This is a genomic window from Burkholderia sp. 22088 (genome assembly GCF_052045915.1).
Classification (GTDB): domain Bacteria; phylum Pseudomonadota; class Gammaproteobacteria; order Burkholderiales; family Burkholderiaceae; genus Burkholderia; species Burkholderia cepacia.
The window spans coordinates 38,406-58,506 of sequence record NZ_JBQEPY010000020.1; the positions used below are offsets into that span (position 1 = coordinate 38,406).

Annotated in this window: 16 protein-coding genes; 6 read left to right on the forward strand and 10 right to left on the reverse strand. The window is 70.5% G+C overall.

Features of this window, described 5'->3' with window-relative positions:
- Positions 1-80: 80 nt before the first annotated feature.
- From ACTJLD_RS32175 to ACTJLD_RS32190, 4 genes are all read right to left on the reverse strand, one after another.
- Entirely contained in the window at positions 81-1,214 is a 1,134-nt protein-coding gene (locus ACTJLD_RS32175; protein ID WP_440660669.1) for a TIGR03364 family FAD-dependent oxidoreductase, read from the reverse strand.
- A 294-nt stretch (positions 1,215-1,508) separates the two neighbouring features.
- Complete coding sequence (locus ACTJLD_RS32180) at positions 1,509-3,896, reverse strand: exo-beta-N-acetylmuramidase NamZ domain-containing protein (RefSeq protein ID WP_440660670.1); 2,388 nt, start codon at positions 3,894-3,896, stop codon at positions 1,509-1,511.
- Positions 3,842-5,062, reverse strand: a complete 1,221-nt coding sequence (locus tag ACTJLD_RS32185; protein WP_440660763.1) for a putative glycoside hydrolase — start codon at positions 5,060-5,062, stop codon at positions 3,842-3,844. The genes ACTJLD_RS32180 and ACTJLD_RS32185 overlap by 55 nt, the downstream gene beginning before the upstream one ends.
- 228 nt (positions 5,063-5,290) lie before the next feature.
- Positions 5,291-5,758, reverse strand: coding sequence for a hypothetical protein (locus tag ACTJLD_RS32190; protein WP_060082641.1), 468 nt, complete (start codon positions 5,756-5,758; stop codon positions 5,291-5,293).
- A gap of 451 nt (positions 5,759-6,209) precedes the next feature.
- On the opposite strand from ACTJLD_RS32190, the gene ACTJLD_RS32195 reads away from it, so the two are divergent.
- The gene (locus ACTJLD_RS32195; protein ID WP_440660671.1) at positions 6,210-6,722 is read left to right on the forward strand and encodes a lecithin retinol acyltransferase family protein; all 513 of its coding nucleotides are present in this window, start codon (positions 6,210-6,212) and stop codon (positions 6,720-6,722) included.
- Between the two features lie 32 nt (positions 6,723-6,754).
- On the opposite strand, the gene ACTJLD_RS32200 is transcribed toward ACTJLD_RS32195, so the two are convergent.
- From ACTJLD_RS32200 to ACTJLD_RS32210, 3 genes are all read right to left on the reverse strand, one after another.
- Positions 6,755-6,943 (reverse strand): hypothetical protein, encoded by a 189-nt coding sequence (locus ACTJLD_RS32200; protein ID WP_440660672.1) that lies wholly within the window; start codon positions 6,941-6,943, stop codon positions 6,755-6,757.
- A gap of 168 nt (positions 6,944-7,111) precedes the next feature.
- Positions 7,112-7,903: a polysaccharide deacetylase family protein gene (locus ACTJLD_RS32205; protein WP_440660673.1), complete on the reverse strand. Its 792-nt coding sequence runs from the start codon at positions 7,901-7,903 to the stop codon at positions 7,112-7,114.
- Positions 7,900-8,862, reverse strand: a complete 963-nt coding sequence (locus ACTJLD_RS32210; protein WP_059491913.1) for a 1-phosphofructokinase family hexose kinase — start codon at positions 8,860-8,862, stop codon at positions 7,900-7,902. Before ACTJLD_RS32210 ends, ACTJLD_RS32205 begins: the two co-directional genes overlap by 4 nt.
- A 230-nt stretch (positions 8,863-9,092) precedes the next feature.
- Here ACTJLD_RS32210 and ACTJLD_RS32215 point away from each other — a divergent pair, with 230 nt between their 5' ends.
- Entirely contained in the window at positions 9,093-10,886 is a 1,794-nt protein-coding gene (locus ACTJLD_RS32215) for an adenosylcobalamin-dependent ribonucleoside-diphosphate reductase (protein WP_440660765.1), read from the forward strand.
- A 23-nt stretch (positions 10,887-10,909) separates the two neighbouring features.
- Here the strand turns inward: ACTJLD_RS32215 and ftsH are convergent, their stop codons facing one another.
- Genes ftsH through ACTJLD_RS32230 form a run of 3 tightly spaced genes read right to left on the reverse strand, consistent with a single transcriptional unit; the run spans position 10,910 to position 14,052 of the window.
- Complete coding sequence (gene ftsH, locus ACTJLD_RS32220) at positions 10,910-12,823, reverse strand: ATP-dependent zinc metalloprotease FtsH (protein ID WP_059696770.1); 1,914 nt, start codon at positions 12,821-12,823, stop codon at positions 10,910-10,912.
- Between the two features lie 33 nt (positions 12,824-12,856).
- Complete coding sequence (locus ACTJLD_RS32225) at positions 12,857-13,366, reverse strand: BCAM0308 family protein (protein ID WP_060082646.1); 510 nt, start codon at positions 13,364-13,366, stop codon at positions 12,857-12,859.
- A gap of 38 nt (positions 13,367-13,404) precedes the next feature.
- Positions 13,405-14,052 (reverse strand): BON domain-containing protein, encoded by a 648-nt coding sequence (locus tag ACTJLD_RS32230; protein ID WP_060082730.1) that lies wholly within the window; start codon positions 14,050-14,052, stop codon positions 13,405-13,407.
- 279 nt (positions 14,053-14,331) lie between these two features.
- On the opposite strand from ACTJLD_RS32230, the gene ACTJLD_RS32235 reads away from it, so the two are divergent.
- The 4 genes from ACTJLD_RS32235 (at position 14,332) to rbbA (ending at position 20,100) form a co-directional block, all read left to right on the forward strand.
- Positions 14,332-14,520: a DUF2964 family protein gene (locus ACTJLD_RS32235; protein ID WP_027792317.1), complete on the forward strand. Its 189-nt coding sequence runs from the start codon at positions 14,332-14,334 to the stop codon at positions 14,518-14,520.
- Positions 14,521-14,729: 209 nt separating this feature from the next.
- Positions 14,730-16,226 (forward strand): efflux transporter outer membrane subunit, encoded by a 1,497-nt coding sequence (locus ACTJLD_RS32240; RefSeq protein WP_440660675.1) that lies wholly within the window; start codon positions 14,730-14,732, stop codon positions 16,224-16,226.
- Positions 16,223-17,296: an HlyD family secretion protein gene (locus ACTJLD_RS32245; RefSeq protein ID WP_060358592.1), complete on the forward strand. Its 1,074-nt coding sequence runs from the start codon at positions 16,223-16,225 to the stop codon at positions 17,294-17,296. The genes ACTJLD_RS32240 and ACTJLD_RS32245 overlap by 4 nt, the downstream gene beginning before the upstream one ends.
- Entirely contained in the window at positions 17,293-20,100 is a 2,808-nt protein-coding gene (gene rbbA / locus ACTJLD_RS32250; protein WP_440660676.1) for a ribosome-associated ATPase/putative transporter RbbA, read from the forward strand. The genes ACTJLD_RS32245 and rbbA overlap by 4 nt, the downstream gene beginning before the upstream one ends.
- Position 20,101 lies beyond the last annotated feature (1 nt).

Genomic DNA, 20,101 nt, shown 5'->3' on the forward strand with positions numbered 1-20,101 from the left:
ATGATCGCGCCGGCGCCTGCTGTCGATCGGCAGGCGCCGGCCGGTTCAGCCGCGCGAGTCTCCCCGGCTCGTCCACGCCGTCACCACGCGGCAAACACGTCCTGCGCGATCCCGAAGCCCGTGCTCATCCCGGCGCCGCTCGTCACGACGACGACACGCGTGCCGTCGTCCGGCGCTTCGATCACGCAATCGGCATCGGGCGCCGACGGATAGCTGCCGGTCCAGCGCTCGAGCACATCCGGTTCCGTCACATCGAGCGTCTCGTGCAGCAGGCGCAGGATCTGCGCATCGATCTCCTGCGTTGCGAACGGCAGCGGTGCGGCGCCGTATTCATGCGAATCGCCCACCACGAGACTGCCGTCGGCGCTCTGCACCGCGATCAGGTGGATGCCGTACCCGACGCACACGGGCTCCTCCGCGTTCAGGCGCGCACGCAACGCGCCGGCGGCCGGCAGCGCCGCGAACCCCGCGTAACGCAGCAGGCTCAGGTCGCTCATCACCGCGGCGCGCAGCGCCAGCGGGCGGCGCGGCCGCACGCGCAGCATCTGCAACTGGCACAGGCGGACCTCGTGCCGCGCGAACCAGTCGCCGTACAGGTGACGGCTGTCCGCATTGCCGCAGACGATCACGCGCTCCGCGTGCAGCACGCCGCGCGACGTCCGGACCGTCGGCGTGCGCACCTCGTGCACCAGCTCGCCGTAGCGGAACCGCACGCCGAAGCGTTCGGCCAGCCATGACGCCAGCAACCCGATCGCGGTACGCGGCTCGATGCGCAGTTCATGCGGGCTGTGCAGGACGCCTTGTGCGCCGTCCAGCCGCAGCTCGGGCGCCACGGCCGCCGCTTCGCCGGGCGTCATGACCCGGCAGCCGTCGGCCATGCCGGTCTGCATGAACGCATCGATCAGGTGCATCGCCTCGGGGCGACGCGCAATCAGGTGCAGGCCCTTGTGAAGCACGTCGATGCCGGCTTGCGGCGCCACGTCCGCCCAGACCTCGCGGCTCGCCCGCGCCCGCCGCCAGCTGTGCCCGGCGTGCTGCCCGGTGACCGTGACGAAACCGAAATTGCGGATCGACGCGCCCACGCATGCGGCATCGCGTTCGATCACGCAGACGCGCAGCCCCTCGAGCGCCGCCGTATAGGCATGGGCGAGGCCGACGATGCCCGCGCCGACGACGATCACGTCGTAAGCATCCGCCGCTGCGATGGCGTTCACGATGGCACGCTCCTTCTGTCGAGATGTGATGCACCGCCCGTTCGGAGCGGGCGTGTCGGTTGCAGTGCGCCGCGTCCCGCGGGTAGATCCCCGGGACTGGCGCGCGATCCCGCACTATCGCGACGCGAGATGACATCCGCGTGAAAAGCCACAAAACGGCATGTTTTGGCAAAATTTGCCATTGCACGACGCCGTGGAGAATCGCATCGATCCGTTGGTGCGCGGCATTCGCACATGCCGTCGCCGGCGTGTGGCGCAACGTGACCGGCGCGACAGGACAGCGCGATGCCGAGGTCAGTACAGCAGAAATGCCGCACGTTCGCGCGCGAACGCAACGCTCCGCGTCTCGACCACCCGTTCGATATCGCCGAGCGGCCGCCCCGCATCCAGCATGTCTGCCACTTCGCGCGAGCCGATCGACGCGCGGATTGCATCGATCCGGAATTGCACCGGATATCGCCGATGCAACGCCAGCGCGAGCGCCAGCCCGATTTCACCCGGCCGCGTCGCGCCGGGCCGCCGCTGGATGCGCACGCCTTCGCACAACCTGCCGCGATACGGCCCCTCCGTCGGTACGAACCGGACCGGCGTGAACGTCGCGGCCAGCCCCGTCGCGCGAAGATCGCCGGCGAGCACGCGCCCGTCGATCCACGGCGCGCCGACCACGCCGAACGGCGTCGCGGTTCCGCGCCCCACGCTGAGTGCCGCCCCCTCGATGAGCCCCGTCTCCGGATAGAGCGACACGGCGGCGCCATCCCGCAAATTCGGCGACGGCGGCACCCAGCCGAGCCCGGTGTCGTCGAAACGCATCGCGCGCGCGTAGTTCGCCATCGGCACCACGGTGAGCGCCGCGCCGATATGCAGGCGCGCATTGAAGAGCCGCGCGAGCTCGCCGAGCGTCATGCCGGGCTGCAGCGGCAACGGGTAATAACCGGTGAACGTCGCCGGCTCGGCATCGGCCACGGGGCCGCCGACCACGTCGGCGCCCAGCGGGTCGGGGCGATCGAGCACGAGCACCGGGCGGTGCGCGGCGGCCGCTGCCTCCAGCGCGTAGCCGAGCGTGGCCAGATACGTGAAGAAGCGCACGCCTGCATCCTGCAGGTCGATCACCAGCACGTCGACGTCGGCGAGCCACTCGGGCGCGATCCTGCGCCGGTCCCCGTAGAGGCTGTGAACGGTCACGCCGGTCGCGGCGTCGGTCGTGTCGCCGAACGTTTCGTCGACATCCGTGCCGAGCCCGTGCTCGGGCGCGAACAGCGCGACGAGCCGCGCGCCCGGCACCCGCGCGAGCAGGTCGGCCGAACGCCGGCCGAACCGGTCGAATCCGCTCCTGTTGGTCAGGAATGCGATTCGCTTGCCGGCCACGGCGGCGAAGCCGCTTGCCGCGAGCACGTCGATGCCGGCCAGCACCGGCCCGCGCGAAACCGGCAACCGGCCGGCCTGCGCGACGGCCGCGGCCATCGTCGGCACGCGTGTCGCGATCTCCAATGACGTCACCGGCGCGGCCGCGCTCGATACGAGGCCGACCACGAGCGCGCGCAGCGGCATCGCGGTGCCGGTTTCGTCGGGATACAGCCGGCTCGTCAGCACGATCGCGAAACGGCGCGTCACGGGATCGATCCACAGCGCCGTGCCCGTATAGCCGAGATGCTCCAGCGCACCGGCCGGCGGCAACCGATAGCGGTTCGCCACGAGCGGCGCCCCGACCCGCCAGCCGGGCGTATGCCAGTCGCCTTCGGCGTCGAGCGTGGCCGGCGTCTCGAGCGCGGCGACACTGCTTTCGCCGAGCACGCGTGTCTCGCCGAGCGTGCCGCCGTTCAGGAGCATGCGCGCGAAGCGCGCCAGATCGCCGGCACTCGAGAACAACCCCGCATTGCCCGCGACACCGCCCATCGCCGCCGCGACGGGATCGTGCACGCGCCCCCTGAGCAACCGCCCGTCGCGAACGAGCGTCGGCGCGACGCGTGCCCGTATCGCCGTGCCCGGCCTGAAGGTGGTATCGGCCATGCCAAGCGGCGCGAAAACGTGACCCGCACACCATGCGTCGAGCGGCTGCCCCGACACGCGCGCGACGATCTCGCCGAGCGCCACGTAGTTGACGTCGCTGTAGCGCACACGGGTGCCGGGAGGCTCCGCGGGCGTCATCGCGACGATGTCGGCCAGCACGGCCGCACGGCTGCGCAATGCGCGCGACGACGACACGCCGGCCGGCAGGCCCGACACGTGCGCGAGCAGCTGACGGATCGTGATCGTGTCCTTGCCGTGCGCCGCGAATGCGGGCCAGTAGCGCGCGGCCGGTGCGTCGAGGCCCAGCAGGCCGCGCTCCGCGAGCTGGAAGATCGCGACTGCCGTCGCCACGGGCTTGGTCAGCGACGCGAGATCGAAGACGGTATCGGCCGTCATCGCCTCCGCGTGCTCACCCGTCACCCGCAAGCCGCGCGCCACGCGCACCTGCACGCCGTCCGCGTCGCCGGTCACGACGACCGCGCCGGCAAGATGGCCGTCGGCGATTTCAGCCGCGATCGCCGCATCGATCGCGGCCGCCTGGCGTTGCGCCGCCGTCGCCGGTGCCGCGTCGCGCACCGCGCGAGCGCCGGCCGGCGCCAGCGCGAACAGCAGCGCACCGGTCAGCGCGGCAGCGCAGCGGGATCGTAACGATTGCGCGGATTCCACAGCATCCATCCGTCCGTGCCGGCCGCGTCCGCGGCGTCGACCTGCGCGCGGATGTCCGCCGCGTCGAACGCGCGCCGGTCGAACGCATAGTCGCGAAATGCCTGCAGCCACGGCCGGAACCGCACGCCGTCGAGCCCCGTGCGGCGCATCGCTTCCGCGAGCGACCGCCCGACGATCTCGCCGGGGTGATCGGTCGGCTTGCGGCAGCCCGGCAGCCCCCACGTGAAGCCCGACGGATACAGCATCGGCGAAATGTAATCGACCAGCCCGCCCAGTGAGCCGAGCCGCTGCCCGATCTGCGTGTCGTCGGCATTCCAGCACACGTAGCCGAAGATATCGGCCGACAGGTAGCGGTTGTAAGGCCGCAACCGTGCGCGCGCGCCCTCCAGGAATCCGGTGATCGCGGCCACGCGGTTCGCCTCGGTGTTGGGTTCGTGGAACCGCAGGCCGCTCGCATCCGGAAAGCGCAGATAGTCGAACTGGATCTCGTCGAAACCCATCCGCGCGGCCTCCTCGGCCACATCGAAGTTGTGTTCCCACGCGGCGCGCACGGTCGGATCGATCCAGCGCAGATGCTCGCGATCACGCCAGATTCCGCCGGCCGCGTCGTGCACCGCCCAGTCGGGATGGGCGGCCGCGAGCGGATCGTCCTTGAATACGACGATGCGCGCGATCAGGTAGAGCCCGCGCAGGTGGAATGCGCGGATCAGCGCCGGCAGGTCCGCGACGCGCGGGCCCGGCTCGCCGCTCGCCGCGCCGATCGCTTCGCGTGCGTCGCTGCGATACGGCGTCATCCCGCGATCGCCCTTCACGTCGATCACGAACGCGTTGACGGCCGTGCGGCCCGGGAGCGCGAGCGCCGCGTCGCGCAGCGTGCGATCCGCGACACCGTAGACCGACAGGTAGACAGCCTTTGGACGGAACGGGACGAGCCGCACCGTGCGTGCCGTCTCGCCGGCGGCGAGCACGACCTCCGCGCGTGCATAGCCGGGCGCGGTCACGCTGAGCGTCACGCCGCCCGCCGGCGCGGCAAACATGCCGGCGGCCGATGCAACCAGGCTGCTGCCCGACGCATAACCGAGCGCACCCGACACCGGCCGGCCGCTGCCGGCATCGACGACCGTCACCGGGACGGTTCCGGCCCGGGCGGCGACACACGCGAGCGCCAGCAGCATGCCCGCCAGCACGCGGCCGAGCGTCGCTGCGCCCTGCCACCCGCCTCGAAACGGCTCATGCCGGTGCCGCCCGGCACGCGGCCAATGGACGATTGCACGATTCTTCAAAGCACACCTCGCGACGCGAATTCCTGCGGATATTGTTGCGAATCCGCCGCCACGCCGCGTGAGGCAGATCAACGGCACGCGCTGCGCCGCTGCCCGAAACGCGTCGATCGCAATGCGCGTCTAGGGCGTGCCTGCGCCCGGACAACCGCTGCAAAGCCGCATCACATCGCGCCGGTCCGGGTTCCGCCAGTAGAACCGCATATCGACGGCGCCGTGCGCCGGCACGACGACGTGACGGACTTCCTGAACGGCCCGATCGCGCGCCGATACCGTATATCGCCCCGGCGGCACGCGCGCGAACAGGAACGGGCCAGCCGTGTGCGCGTCGAGAATCGTCGACTTGCCGGACGCCAACGTGACGTCGATGTCGGACAGGTAATGACCGGCCTTCGTCGCGAACGTGATCCGCAGGTTGTAACGCGGCGCAGCGGCGCGAAACGCCGCGACTTCCTCCTCGCCGACGCCGCCCGTGATGTATACGGCACCGTTCCGCACGATCGGCTCGGGCAGCGCTTGAGCCGGCACGCTCGCGGCGGCGGCCATCAAACAGGTCGACAGCAGTAGCGACCCGACGATTCCAGTCCGCATTTCGTTCTCCCGATTCAGGCACGCGGGTGGCGATGCGGCTCGTTCGTCCGGGCGCGTCACGGCCGGCGTGCCGCGACGTGACGCATTCGCATCGATGACGAAGCCAGCGTCGCGCGGAACGTCGATTTCCGGTTGACACAGGTCAAGTGCTCCCGACCGGCCAGCGGCGCGGCGCGCCGGCCCGCGGCTCACGATCGGGCGGCGCGGCGGGCCCGCACGACGCGCCACGCGCGGCGGCGCGGCGCCATTGTCCGTTCCGGCTGTCAGCCAATATTGAGCGGCGTGTCGGAAAACGCCGACACGGCGACCCGACGTCGGACAGCAAGCTCAGACCGCGCTGATTGTCCGGCCATGTTCCGCCGCCAATACTGGAGACGTGACAGGATGCAACGCGTACCGCGGCTCGCGAGCAAGTGTTCCGCACGGCCGCCACCAGTTCCAGGAGCTGGCCATGACTCACCCGAACACAGCCCATGCCGACGATGCCGCGCCGCACCACGACCTTCCGGTCGGCGCCCACCTCGTGACCCGGCGCCCCGGTTACGTTCACCACGGGATCTACATCGGCAACGGCAACGTGATCCACTACGCGGGCCTGGCACGCAGTCCGGGCGGCGGCCCGGTCGAAGTCGTCTCCCTCGACGACTTCTGCGCCGGTTTCGGTCTCGCGATGGTCCGGCACGCGCGGGCTCCGTACGACGGCACGGAGGCGGCGCGGCGCGCAACCTCGCGCCTCGGCGAATGCCGCTACCGGCTGCTCACCAACAACTGCGAACACTTCTGCCTGTGGTGCCTGTTCGGCGTCGGCAGGAGCGAGCAGGTCGCGTCGTGCCTGCGCAACCCGCTTCACGGCATCGCCGTCGTCGCCATGCTGTTTGCGTGCGTGCTGGCCGGGCGGCTGCATGCGGCATCCGTCGAACGCACGCCGGCCCCGCGTGCCTGCCCGGCTCGATGCGGGGCCTAGCGCGACCTGAATCGACCTGACGCCCCCGCCCCTCACCCGCGTGGGCGAAAGGCAGCATGCACCCGCCCCCAGCGTTTCGCCTGCGCGATCGCGATACGGATCGCGCTGCCCTCGGCGCGCCCTAGCCGCAGCAGCGCGTTGGCGATCTCGATCGCCTTGCCGCGAACCGGCGGCGGCAGGTTCCGCATCGACGGCGGATAGCGTTCGTCATTCCACGGCATGGTCGATCCGGCTCGTACGGGCTGGCCGATTCCGCAGTGCCGGCCGGCGGGAATCGCGGCAGGAACGCAGCGATGGTGCAGCGGGCCCCACGGGATCCGGCCCGGCGTGACCCCCGACGGAGACGACATCGGCGAACGACCGCGGTAACCCCGCGATCCGGTGACCGGTCACGGCCTCTCCCCGGCGGTTTGCAGCAATCCGTTCATGCATCGCGTGCCGCACGCATCCGTCATCAGATAGCGCGGCAACGCCATCGGGGGATCCGTCGGCCGAACGGGGCGGGCATCGATCGTGAACGCCGCGACATAGCCTTCGCGAGCGGCCAGCCGGTCGGTCTGCGCATCATGGACGCCGAACGGCCAGGCCAGCAGCCGGATCGGCCGACCGGTTTCGGACTCGAGCCGCTCGCGCGACCGGTCCAACTGGAACGAGACGAATCGTTGGTAATCCGCTTCAGTGCGCCGCGCGCGCTCGGTGGCGAAATTCGGATGCCAGTAGGTATGCGACTCGATATCGTATCCGCCGGATCGGCCGAGCGCGCGCAACTGATCCCACGTCATCGCGTAGCGGGCGTTGGAAATCGCCGACGGATAGATGAACAGCGTGACCGGCACCGGATGCGCCGCCAGCAGCGGGCGCAACACGTCGTAGACGGAACGGTGACCGTCGTCCACCGTGATCGCGACCGCGCGCGCCGGTAGCGCATCCGTCTGGCCATCGTGCCAGCGCACGACGTCGGCGAGCGGCACGATACGGTAGCCGCTCGCCTCGATCGCGTGCAGTTGCTCGATGAATGTCCCGGTGCGCACCGTCATCGAATCCATGCGTTGCGTCGCAAACCGGTGATAGACGAGTATCAGCACGCGTTGCGACACGGGCGCGACCGTGCCGGCGCCGGCGGACGACATCCGCGGCAGGCAAGACAGCAGCAGCAGGCAGACGATCGCGCGCAAGCTCATGCCGCGCCTCGCGCCATGGCCGTGCCGCGTGCCTGCGCAACCAGTTCCGCATGAATCCGCTCGACGTCCTCGCGTGTACACAGTGCCGTACCGGGATGCTCGACCGACGCGGCCGATGCCGCCAGCGCATACCGGCACGCGTCGTCGAACGGCACGCCGCGCGCCAGCGCCCAGATCATCCCGCCGACGAAACTGTCGCCGGCACCCACCGTGCTGCACACGGCCGCTGGCCTGCCCGGCAGGCGCAGCGCGCGCTCGCGCGTGACGACCCATGCGCCGCGCGCGCCGAGTGTCAGCGCAACGATGTCGGCGCGCCCCTGCGCGACGAGCTCGCCCGCCTTCCGGCATGCCGATGCTTCGTCGAGCGGTTCACCGGCCAGCGCGCTCAGTTCGTCGAGGCTGGGCTTCACGAGATGGACACCGGCGTCGAGGGCGGCGCGCAGCGCCGGGCCCGCCGCGTCGACGACCACCCGGCTGCCGTTCGCGGCGGCCGTCCGTGCGAGCGTCGCATACAGGTCGTCCGGCGCGCCGGGCGGCAGGCTGCCGCTCAGCACGAGATAGCGCGGCGCGGGTTGCAAGGCCGCGATGCGGGCCGCGCAGTCGCGCCACTCGGCGGCCGTGACCGACGGCCCCGGCATCAGGAAACGGTATTCACGCCCCGTCGCGGTCTCGGTCACGCACACGTTCTCGCGCGTCTCGCCGGCAATCCGCAGGCGGACGGACGGCACGTGTTCGGCTTCGAGCAGCAGCGTCAGCACGTCGCCCGTCGGCCCGCCCGCCAGGTACAGCGCAACGCAGTCGCCGCCGAGCCGGTGAACGGTCCGGGCGACGTTGATCCCGCCGCCGCCCGGGTCCCGCCTGGGTCGCGCGCAGCGCAGCTTGTGCGTATCGACGATATGTTCGACCGACGTCGAGACATCGACGGCCGGATTCAACGTGACGGTAACGATCTCGGTCATGGCGCGTGGTCGGTGGAAGACACGATTCGCGGGCTTGCGCGGCGCCCGCCCGCGGCCGTGCCGCGTTCCGGCCATCGACGCAGGCCGGCCCTGCCACCACCTTACGCATGCCCCTTCGCACCGCGTTGACGACCGTCAAACGATGCCGCAACCGCGCCGGATTGCGCTCGATCAACGACGCGGGCGGGCAGGCCCTTACAGTGAATCATCCGTCGTCGCCGAGCCCCGCCATGGACGAGCAGCCGCTTTGCACCACCGTGCTCGCCGAGCGCTATGCGCAGCCCGGCGAAACGTCGCGCGCGGCCGTCTTCCAGCGTGTCGCCCGTGCACTGTCACTCGCCGAGCCGCCCGCGCTGCGCGCCCGGGCCGAGCGCACGTTCTTCCTGAACCTGCAGCGCGGCGCGATCGGCGCCGGCCGCATCATGGCGAATGCCGGCTCGAAGGCAGGCGGAACGATGATCAACTGCTTCGTCCACCCGCTCGCGGTTCCCGTGGAGACGCCGCTGCAAGGCACCGACGCGGCGCTCGCGCAGGCGCTCGACGACGCCCGGCTCACGCTGCTGATGGGCGGCGGAATCGGCTACGACTTCTCGCCGGTGCCACCCGCCGGCGCGTACGAACGCCGCCTGTCGTCCGAACGTGGCGCCTGCGCGGCGATCGACCGCTTCGATGCGATGTGCCGCACGCTGCCGTTCACCGGCCCGCGCCGCGGCGCGCAGATGGGCGTGCTGCGCTGCGATCATCCGGATCTGGCCGCGTTCGTCACGGCCAAGCGCGGGCGATCGCGCTGGCCGACCTTCAACCTGTCGGTCGGCATCACGGACGCGTTCATGGAAGCGGTCGCGCACGATCTGCCATGGGCGCTCGTCCATCACGCGCCGCGCCACGCAGCCGACGCTGCGTCGCTCCGGCGGCAGGACGGGCGCTACCTTCATGCGACGGTTCCTGCTCGCAAGCTGTGGCAAACGATCGTCAACGCCGCACGCGACAGCGCCGAACCCGGACTGCTGTTCCTCGACACGATCCGCGACGCGAACCCGCTGCGCGAGCACGAGCGGATCGACGCGACGAACCCGTGCGGCGAACAGCCGCTGCCGCCCTACGGCAGCTGCGTGCTCGGGCCGATCGACCTGTCGCGGTTCGTGCTTCATCCGTTCGGCATCGGCGGCGAGCCGCAATTCGATTTCGCGGCGCTTGCCGACGCGGTGCACGTCCAGGTGCGCCTGCTCGACGATGTGCTCGACCTCACCGCATGGCCGCTCGCCGCTCACGCACGTGAAGCGCATCGGACACGGCGCATCGGTGTCGGCGTGACGGGCCTGGGCGACGCGCTGACGATGCTGCGGCTACGCTACGACAGCGTCGAGGCGCGCGCATGTGCGCGCAGCATCGCATTGACGATGCGCGAGCACGCGTTTGCCGCATCGGCCGCGCTGGCCGCCGAGCGCGGCGCGTTTCCCGCCTACGATCCGGCCGCTTACCTGACCGGCCCCGCCTACCGCATGCGGCTGCCGCTGAAGGTGCATCACGCGATCGACCGGCACGGGCTGCGCAACAGCCATCTGCTGTCGTTCGCGCCGGCCGGCAGCGTCAGTCTCGCGTTCTGCGACAACTGCTCGAACGGCATCGAGCCGGCCGTCGGCTGGACGCAGCGCCGGATGGTCCGCACGGCAGACGGGCAGGTGCGCGCGTTCCGGGTGCAGAACCATGCTTACCGGCTGTTTCGCGCGCTGCATGGCGACCGCGTCGAGCTGCCGGACTATTTCGCTACCGCGGCCGAGATCGCACCGCTCGATCACGTCGCGATGCTCGCGGCGCTCCAGCCCTGCGTCGACGCCGGCATCTCGAAGACCGTGACGCTGGACAGCCAATGTTCGCTGGCGCAGGTCGACGCGCTGTTCTTCGCGGCGTGGCGCGACCGGCTCAAGGGCATCACGGTGTTCCGCCCCGACCCGCGGCTCGCGTCGGTCGTCACCGACGACACCGCGCAACTGCGCGACGGCGCGGTCTGCATCGGCTGTTGAGCGGCCCGATCGCCGGTCGCGGGTCAGGCCGACGTGTCCGTGGCCGCTACCGGCTCCGCATCGGCTCGCGCCGGCTCGGGCGCCGCGCCGCGATCGTCCGGCGGCGTAATGAGCGCCACCAGCGTGTCGTGATCGATCGACTCGTGCTGCAGCAGGCACCGCGCGATCCGTTCCAGCGCGTCGCGATGCTCGCCGAGCGTCGCCGCGACGCGGACGTGCGCGTCTTCGAGCAGCGCGCGCACCTCCTCGTCGATCAACTGGGCGGTGTGTTCGCTGCACCGGCCGTCGCCCGGCGTCCATACGCCGGGTGAACCGCCTTGCGGCGTCGCGTCGTCCAGCGTCGCCAGGCCGAGCTTCGCGCTCATCCCGTACTGCATGACCATGTGCCGCGCCAGCGCGGTCGCTCGCTCGAGGTCGTTCTGCGCGCCCGTCGACACGTCGCCGAACACGAGTTCCTCCGCAACGCGCCCGCCGAGCAGGACGTCGAGCCGCTCGAGCAGCTCGCTCTTGCGCAGCACATAGCGATCCTCGGTCGGCACCTGCTGCGTGTAGCCGAGCGCCGCGATGCCGCGCGGGATGATCGACACCTTCTTCACCGGATCGCAATGCACGCGGCTTTGCGCGATGAGCGCGTGCCCCGCCTCGTGGTACGCGATGGTCCGCTTTTCCTCGTCGTTCATCACGCGGCTCCTGCGCTCCATGCCCGTCATCGCGCGATCGATCGCCTCGTCGAAGTCGGCCATGCCGATCGCCGGCTTGCCGAGTTCGGCCGCATGCAGCGCGGCCTCGTTGACGACGTTCGCGAGATCCGCGCCGACGAAGCCCGGCGTGCGCTGCGCCAGCTCGGCAAGGTCGACCTCCGGGGCCAGCTTCACGCGCTTCGTGTGCACGGCAAGGATCTGCTTGCGGCCGGTCAGGTCGGGCCGGTCGATCGCGATGTGGCGGTCGAAGCGCCCGGGCCGCAGCAACGCCGGATCCAGGATCTCCGGCCGGTTGGTCGCGGCCATGATGATCACGCCCGAATTGGCCTGGAAACCGTCCATCTCGACGAGCAGCTGGTTGAGCGTCTGCTCGCGCTCGTCGTTGCCGGACATCAGGCCGACGCCGCGCGCCTTGCCGAGCGCGTCGAGCTCGTCGATGAACACGATGCACGGCGCCTTCTGCTGGGCCTGCTCGAACAGGTCGCGCACGCGTGCCGCGCCGACCCCGACGAACATCTCGACGAACGCCGAGCCGCTGATCGTGAAGAACGGCACGGCCGCCTCGCCGGCCACCGCGCGCGCGAGCAGCGTCTTGCCGGTGCCGGGCGCGCCGACGATCAGCACGCCCTTCGGGATCTTGCCGCCGAGCCGCTGGTAGCGTTCGGGGTTGCGCAGGAACGCGACGATCTGCTGCAGTTCGGCCTTCGCCTCGTCGATGCCGGCGATGTCGTCGAACGTGATGCCGGTTTCCTGCTGCACGTATACGCGTGCCTGGCTCTTGCCCATGCCGCTGAAGTCCCGGACCCCGCCCGGCCTGCGCATCATGAAGCTCCAGAACGTCATGAGGACGATCACCGGCAATATCCACCCGGCAAGCGTTTCCAGCCAGCCCGAATCCGACACGCCGCGATAGCGGATGCCGGCGGCCGTGAGTTCGGTGACGAGGCGATCGTCAGCGACCCGGTTGGTCGTGAAGCGCCACGGCGGCCCGGCCTTCTTCACGGCGGCCGCGTCGGAGGCCGGCAGGTTCGCAGCGGCCTCGGGCATGCGCAGCACGCCCGAAATCGACGACTGGCCGATGTCCAGATCGTCGACGAGCCGCGCGTCGACCAGGCGGTGAAAGTCGCTGTACGGGATCGACGTCGTTGCCGGCCGGGTCATCAGCAGCTGATACGCCACCAGCGCGGCAAACACGAACGGGATCAGCAGTCCGGAGTAATCGAATGATTTTTTCATCGCATCAGGCCCGCTCGCCGGACACCCCTCCGTTCATGCGTCGTTGCGCGTCCATTGCGCGCGCAGGATGTCCTCGCCGTCGCGATAGTGGATCGCGAGATCGCCGTGATGCGCATGCAGCAACGCTTCCCCCAGCCGTCGCACCATGTGCACGCCCGTCGTGCGGACGACGAGCGTATCGGCGGATTTCTCGATTTCCATGATGCGTTCGAGCGCGTGCTCGCTCGTCTCCAGAATGGCCTGGCGCTCGAGCAGGTCGAGAATCGTCGCCCGGTGCGCGCACAGGTACGCGCCGTGCAGCACCAGTTCGCCCGCCGGCAGGTTTTCCCGCATGCGCTTGCAGGCCGGGCATTCGAGCTGGCGCCGGTCGAGCGGCGTCGCGTACCACGTCCAGCGGCCCGCGTCGCAGACGGCGCCGCAGCCTTCGCAGATCCTGTCGCCCTTCGGCCGCTTCGGATCGCGGTAACTGTCCTTCGTATGCGGCTGCATGCGCCTGTCGTGGCGCAGAGGGTGTCGGCCGGGGCCGGAATTCGAACGGTTCATGACTGCGTCTCCTCGCAGTGGACGGCACTGGCGAGCCGTCAGCCGACGGTGAGCCGGTCGACGACCTCCCGGACGCCTCTCACCGACCCGGCCGCCCCGCACGCGGCGCGCCTTTCGGCGAGCGACGCGACCTTGCCCGTCAACGTGACGACGCCGTCGGCCGCGTCGATCGCAATTCCCGCGGATTCGCGCCGCGCGCGACGCGCAAGCGCTTCGGCGATCCGCGTGCCGACGTCCGGCACCGTGTGATCCGTGCGCACCCGGATCCGGTTCGCGACGCCGACGACGCCGATCATCCGGCTGACCATCTTTTCCGCCGCCCGGCTCTGGTATGCATGATCGACTTCACCGTCGAGCGTCACGCAACCGTGATCGACCTCGACGCGAATCTTGTGATCGCGCAGCGCCTCCTGCCAGCCGAGCGCGAACGTGATCGCGATCGCCAGTTCCTGGTCCGCGCACGCGTTCTCCTGCGGTGCAACGTTCAGTTCGAGCACGAGCGCGCGTGCATCCTCGACATGCAGCGCCGTTTTCTGCGCCTCGAGTTTCTGGGCCCAGCTGTCGACCGTGCCGCGCAACGTCACGATCCGGTCGCGTACGTCGACGTCGATCCGCCGTGCATCGACCGCCGGATTCCAGAACAGCGCCTGCTCGACATCCTGCTTGAGTGCTGCATCGGACTTCATTGCCGTCTCCTGTCGGCCCGTGCCGGTCGCGACATTCGCGATCGGCGATGGGGCCGCACCGGATTCAGCATCGCGCAAGGCGGCGCCGGCGGTTTGACGAGGATCAATCAACGCCGTGCTTGCGGCAGCCGCACTCGCGCACACTCGATCCCGATTTTTCCGTTGACGCAGATCAACTGCGCGACGGGGTGCGACGCGATCATGTCCCCGGCCGCCGCGGCATTCGTGGCGGCCCGCACGCTTCGTATCGTTGCGACAGCCGCTCCCCGGGAGACCGTCATGAACCGCAGGCAATACCGCATCTCGCTGGCGACGCTCAGCGTATTCATCGCGCTCGCATCGCTGGCCGGCATCATTCACGGCATGCTGTTCGACGAGCGGGTTTTCAGATACTCGATCGTCACGCTGATCCTGAGCATCCTCTCGTTCGCCGTCCTGCTGAACCTCGCCCCTGGCGACCGGCCGTGACGCGCGCGACCGCGTCGGGCCCGGCGCAACCCGCCGGCCCGGGGCCATGTTCCGGCGCGCCTGTCAACCGAAGCACCGCTCGAAACGCATTCCCGCCGAAGTGATGCAGATCAAGGGTAGGAGCGTCAATCGTCGGATATAAGTGAACCCGAAGCGGCGACGCCACGAGGCGGCGCCACCCCGCGTTTCCGTATTCGCCGAGGCTTTCCATGCGCGCCACCGCGCTTCCCGTCGTGTTCCGCACTGCAGCTTCCCGGTACGGGCGTTTCGTTGCGCTCGCAACGGGTATCGGCCTGCTCTCCGGATGCCTGTCGCTCGCCCCGCCGGACCAACGTCCCGCCGCGCCGATCCCCGCCGCCTTTCCGGATCCGTCGGCCGGCGCCACGCCCGCGGCCGCGCCGGTGCCCGCATGGCAGGACTACTTCGTCGATGCGCGCCTGCGGGCGCTGATCGCGCAGGCGCTGGCCAACAATCGCGACCTGCGCGCAGCCGTCGCGCGCGTCGAACAGGCCCGTGCCGTCTACGGCATCCGCAGCGCGGACCAGTGGCCGACGATCGGCGCCGGCGCGGCCTATGCGCGGTTTCGCGCACCCGGCGGGCTCCTCACGCCCACCCCGTTCATCGGCCAGGCCTACGAGGTGCGGCTGGCCGAGACGCAATGGGAGCTCGATTTCTGGGGCCGCGTGCGCAACCTGAAGGACGCGGCGCTGCAGCGCTATCTCGCGAGCGATGCGGCCCGGCGTGCCGCGACGCTGAGCGTGATCACGTCGGTCGCCAACGCGTACCTGACGCTGTGCGAGTACGACGAGCGTATCGCGCTGACCCGCGCGACGATCGACACGCGCCGCGAGTCGCTGCGGATTTTCCGGCTTCGCCATGCGGCCGGCGCGATCTCGCGCCTCGACCTGACGCAGGCCGAGATCCTGCTGCAGCAAGCGGAATCCCTCGGCGCCCAGTTGCAACAGGCGCGCGCATCGGCGGCCGATGCACTGGCCCTGCTGGTCGGTGCGCCGCCGGATCTGGCCGGCGCGCCGCTCGCGCTCGACGACGCTGCCGTCGCGCCGTCGCTCGCCCCCGGCCTGCCCTCGTCGCTGCTCGCGCAGCGGCCGGACGTGATCGCGGCCGAACACGAGTTGCAGGCGTCCCGCGCCAACATCGGCGCGGCGCGCGCCGCGTTCTTTCCGCGCATCGCGCTGACGAGCTCGATCGGCTCGGGCAGCAGCGCGCTGCATGAGTTGCTGACGTCCGGCACCGGCGTCTGGTCGGTGATCCCGAACGTGACGCTGCCGCTGATCGACGGCGGCCGCAACCGCTCGAATCTCGCGCTCGCGCACGCGCAGCACGACGAAGCGCTCGCGCGGTACGAGCGGACGATCCAGAGCGCGTTTCGCGACGTATCCGATGCGCTTGCGTCCCGCTACTGGCTGGCCGACGAGGTGCGTATCGAGCGCGCCACGCTGGATTCGCAGGCCGAACGGGCCCGCCTCGCGAAGCTGCGCTACGACAGCGGCGCAACCCGCTTCCTCGAGGTGCTCGACGCGCAGCGGGACCTGATGAACGCGGAGCAGCAATGGGTGATGACGCGTCGCGCGCTGTTGTCGAGCCGCGTCGCGCTGTACGGCGCGCTCGGCGGCGCCACGCAAGACGGCGACCCGGCCGCCGTGCGACCGACCAACGAATCGACGAATCCGGATTCCACACGATGAAAACCCTCAAGCGCCCTCTTCTGATCGGGGCAGGCGTCGCCGTGCTCGCGATCGGCATCACGTATTTCGGATGGACGCGCTGGCGTGACGGGCAGGCCGATGCCGGCCTCGTGAGCGGCAACGGCCGCATCGAGGCGACCGAGATCGACGTCGCGACCAAGCTGCCGGGGCGCGTCACCGCGATGCTCGTCGACGAAGGCGACTTCGTGAAGGCCGGGCAGCCGCTCGCGCGCATGGACGTGGTCGTCCTGCAGGCACAGCTCGACGAGGCGCGCGCCCGGGAGGCGCAGGCCGTGAACACGGCGGCGAGCATCGACGCGCAGGTCGCGCAGCGGCGCAGCGACAAGGCGGCGGCCGAGGCCGTCGTCGTCCAGCGGGAAAGCGAACTGGATGCGGCGACGCGGCGGCTCGCGCGCTCCGAAACGCTGTCGCGCGACGGCGCGTCGTCGATGCAGGAACTCGACGACGATCGCGCGCGCGCCGGCAGCCTGCGGGCGACCGTGAATGCCGCGCGCGCGCAGGTGCAGGCAGCCCAGGCCGCGATCGACGCGACCCGGGCCCAGCTGGTCGCCGCGCACTCGGCGGTGACGGCCGCGCAGGCGACCGTCGCGCGCGTGCAGGCCGACATCTCGGACAGCGACCTGAGCTCGCCGCGCGACGGGCGCGTGCAGTATCGCGTGGCCGAATCGGGCGAGGTGCTGCCGGCCGGCGGCAAGGTGCTCAACGTGGTCGACCTGTCGGACGTCTACATGACGTTCTTCCTGCCCGAGACGGTCGTCGGCCGGGTGCCGCTCGGCGCCGACGTGCGGATCGTGCTCGACGCCGCGCCGGAATACGTGATTCCGGCCCGCGTGTCGTACGTGTCGAGCACCGCTCAGTTCACGCCGAAGACGGTCGAGACGGCCACCGAGCGGCAGAAGCTGATGTTCCGGGTGAAGGCGCGCATCGACCGCGACCTGCTGCAGCGCCACCTGAAGCTCGTCAAGACCGGGCTGCCGGGTGTCGCATGGCTGAAGGTCGATCCGAACGCCGCGTGGCCCGCGCGCCTCGCGATCAAGGTGCCGCAATGAAATCGGCGCTCCCGGCCGATACGGGTGCCGGCGCGACCGAAACGCCGCCGGCACCCGCGCCGGTCGCGCGGCTGTCCGGCGTCTCGCTGCGCTACGGCGACAAGGCCGCGCTCGACGACGTGACGCTCGACATCCCGGCCGGCCGCATGGTCGGGCTGATCGGCCCGGACGGGGTCGGCAAGTCGAGCCTGCTCGCGCTCGTGTCCGGCGCACGCGCGATCCAGCAGGGGCGCGTCTGGGCCCTCGGCGGCGACCTGTCATCGCGCCGTCATCGCGCGCGCGTGTGCCGGCGCATCGCGTACATGCCGCAGGGCCTGGGCCGGAACCTCTACGCGACGCTGTCCGTCGAGGAAAACCTGCAGTTCTTCGCGCGGCTGTTCGGCCACGATGCGGCGGAGCGGCGCCGCCGGATCGACGCGCTCACGCGCAGCACCGGCCTTCACCCGTTCCTGGATCGCCCCGCCGGCAAACTGTCCGGCGGCATGAAGCAGAAGCTCGGCCTGTGCTGCGCGCTGATCCACGATCCTGACCTGCTGATCCTCGACGAACCGACGACCGGTGTCGATCCGCTGTCGCGCGCCCAGTTCTGGGAACTGATCGCGCGCATCCGGGCCGCCCGCCCGGCGATGAGCGTGCTGGTGGCGACCGCGTACATGGACGAAGCCCGGCGCTTCGACCGGCTGATCGCGATGGACGCCGGGCGGGTGCTGGCGACCGGCAGCCCGGACGAACTGCTGGCCCGCACCGGGTGCGACACGCTCGAAGGCGCATTCGTCGCGTTGCTCCCGGACGCGCAGCGACGCGGGCACGAGCCGATCCGGATCGCGCCGTTTCAGCCCGAACCCGCCGCCGGCTACGCGATCGAGGCCGACGGGCTGACGATGCGGTTCGGCGATTTCGTCGCGGTCGATCACGTGAGCCTGCAAATCCGCCGCGGCGAGATCTTCGGCTTCCTCGGCTCCAACGGCTGCGGCAAGTCGACGACGATGAAGATGCTCACGGGCCTGTTGCCGGCCTCCGAAGGCACGGCGACGCTGTTCGGCCAGCCGGTCGCGGCCGACGACATCGACACGCGCCGGCGGGTCGGCTACATGTCGCAGGGGTTTTCGCTGTATGGCGAGCTGACCGTCCGGCAGAACCTCGTGCTGCATGCGCGCCTGTTCGGCGTGCCGGAGGCGGACGTACCGGGGCGGATCGACGAAATGGCCGGGCGCTTCGGACTCACCGGCGTACTCGACGCGTTACCCGAAAGCCTGCCGCTCGGCATGCGGCAGCGGCTGTCGCTCGCGGTCGCGATGGTGCACAAGCCCGAACTGCTGATCCTCGACGAGCCGACGTCGGGTGTCGATCCCGTCGCGCGCGACGACTTCTGGCGGCTGATGATCGAGCTCGCCCGGCAGGATCGCGTGACGATCTTCATCTCGACGCACTTCATGAACGAAGCCGAGCGCTGCGATCGCATCTCGCTGATGCACGCGGGCCGGGTGCTCGCCAGCGCGTCGCCGGGGGAACTCGTGCGCATGCGCGGCGCCGGCACGCTCGAGGAGGCGTTCATCGCGTACCTGACCGACGCGCAGCGTGCGGACAGCGTCCCGATGGACGCCGCGTCCGACGCGGGCTGGCTGAGCGCGCCGCCCGAGGCCCCCGCCGCCCGGGCCGGCGCCGCCCGCGCGGCCGCGTGGTTCAGCCCGGCGCGTGCCGGCAGCTACCTGTGGCGGGAAGTGCTGGAGCTGCGGCGCGACCCGCTGCGCGCGACGCTGGCCCTGTTCGGGTCGCTCGTCCTGATGTGCGTCATCAGCATCGGCATCAGCCTCGACGTCGACAACCTGACGTTCGCGGTGCTCGACCGCGACCAGTCGATCCTGAGCCAGGACTATGCGCAGAACCTCGGCGGCTCGCGCTACTTCGTGCCGCGCGCGCCGCTCGCGGACGAGCGCGAGATCGACCGCCGCATGCGCAACGGCCAGCTGTCGCTCGCGATCGAGATTCCGCCCGGGTTCGCGCGGGACGTCGCGCACGGCCGCCGGGTCGAAATCGGCGCGTGGATCGACGGCGCGATGCCGATGCGCGCCGAGACGATCCGCGGCTATGTCGCCGGCATGCACGAGAACTGGCTGCGCGACCAGGCGAAGCGCCGGCTCGGCGCGTCGCTCGCGCCGGCCGTCGAGATCGCCGTGCGCTATCGCTACAACCCGGACGTCAAGAGCCTGCCGGCGATGATTCCGGCCATCATGCCGATGCTGCTGCTGATGCTGCCCGCGATGCTGACGGCGCTCGCCGTCGTCCGGGAACGGGAGCTCGGGTCGATCGTCAACCTGTACGTCACGCCCGTCACACGCGCGGAATTCCTGCTCGGCAAGCAGGCGCCCTACGTGATGCTCGCCATGCTGAACTTCCTGCTGATGGTCGTGCTGGCCGACGTCGCGTTCGGCGTGCGGATCAAGGGCAGTTTCTTCACGCTCGCGGCCGCGGTGCTGGTCTTCAACGTGGTGGCCACGGGCATCGGCCTGTTCGCGTCGACGTTCACGCGCAGCCAGATCGCCGCGATCTTCATGACGATCGTCGGCACGCTGATTCCCGTCGTGCAGTTCTCGGGGCTGCTCACGCCGCTGTCGTCGCTGGAAGGCGCCGGCAAGTGGATCGGGGCGGTCTACCCGGCCACCTACATGCTCGCGATCAGCCGCGGCGTCTACAACAAGGCGCTCGGCCTGGGCGACCTGTCGTCGCAGTTCTGGCCGCTGCTCGCGGCGGCGCCGGCCATCCTGGCCATGACCGCCGTCCTGCTGCGCAAACAGGAGCGCTGAC

Excerpts from the sequence above, each read along its gene's own strand:
- ACTJLD_RS32180 (WP_440660670.1), bottom strand. The coding sequence starts at position 3,896 with ATGGATGCTGTGGAATCCGCGCAATCGTTACGATCCCGCTGCGCTGCC.
- ACTJLD_RS32185 (WP_440660763.1), bottom strand. The coding sequence starts at position 5,062 with ATGCTGCTGGCGCTCGCGTGTGTCGCCGCCCGGGCCGGAACCGTCCCG.
- ACTJLD_RS32190 (WP_060082641.1), bottom strand. The coding sequence starts at position 5,758 with ATGCGGACTGGAATCGTCGGGTCGCTACTGCTGTCGACCTGTTTGATG.
- ACTJLD_RS32195 (WP_440660671.1), top strand. The coding sequence starts at position 6,210 with ATGACTCACCCGAACACAGCCCATGCCGACGATGCCGCGCCGCACCAC.
- ACTJLD_RS32200 (WP_440660672.1), bottom strand. The coding sequence starts at position 6,943 with ATGCCGTGGAATGACGAACGCTATCCGCCGTCGATGCGGAACCTGCCG.
- ACTJLD_RS32205 (WP_440660673.1), bottom strand. The coding sequence starts at position 7,903 with ATGAGCTTGCGCGCGATCGTCTGCCTGCTGCTGCTGTCTTGCCTGCCG.
- ACTJLD_RS32210 (WP_059491913.1), bottom strand. The coding sequence starts at position 8,862 with ATGACCGAGATCGTTACCGTCACGTTGAATCCGGCCGTCGATGTCTCG.
- ACTJLD_RS32215 (WP_440660765.1), top strand. The coding sequence starts at position 9,093 with ATGGACGAGCAGCCGCTTTGCACCACCGTGCTCGCCGAGCGCTATGCG.
- ftsH (WP_059696770.1), bottom strand. The coding sequence starts at position 12,823 with ATGAAAAAATCATTCGATTACTCCGGACTGCTGATCCCGTTCGTGTTT.
- ACTJLD_RS32225 (WP_060082646.1), bottom strand. The coding sequence starts at position 13,366 with ATGAACCGTTCGAATTCCGGCCCCGGCCGACACCCTCTGCGCCACGAC.
- ACTJLD_RS32230 (WP_060082730.1), bottom strand. The coding sequence starts at position 14,052 with ATGAAGTCCGATGCAGCACTCAAGCAGGATGTCGAGCAGGCGCTGTTC.
- ACTJLD_RS32235 (WP_027792317.1), top strand. The coding sequence starts at position 14,332 with ATGAACCGCAGGCAATACCGCATCTCGCTGGCGACGCTCAGCGTATTC.
- ACTJLD_RS32240 (WP_440660675.1), top strand. The coding sequence starts at position 14,730 with ATGCGCGCCACCGCGCTTCCCGTCGTGTTCCGCACTGCAGCTTCCCGG.
- ACTJLD_RS32245 (WP_060358592.1), top strand. The coding sequence starts at position 16,223 with ATGAAAACCCTCAAGCGCCCTCTTCTGATCGGGGCAGGCGTCGCCGTG.
- rbbA (WP_440660676.1), top strand. The coding sequence starts at position 17,293 with ATGAAATCGGCGCTCCCGGCCGATACGGGTGCCGGCGCGACCGAAACG.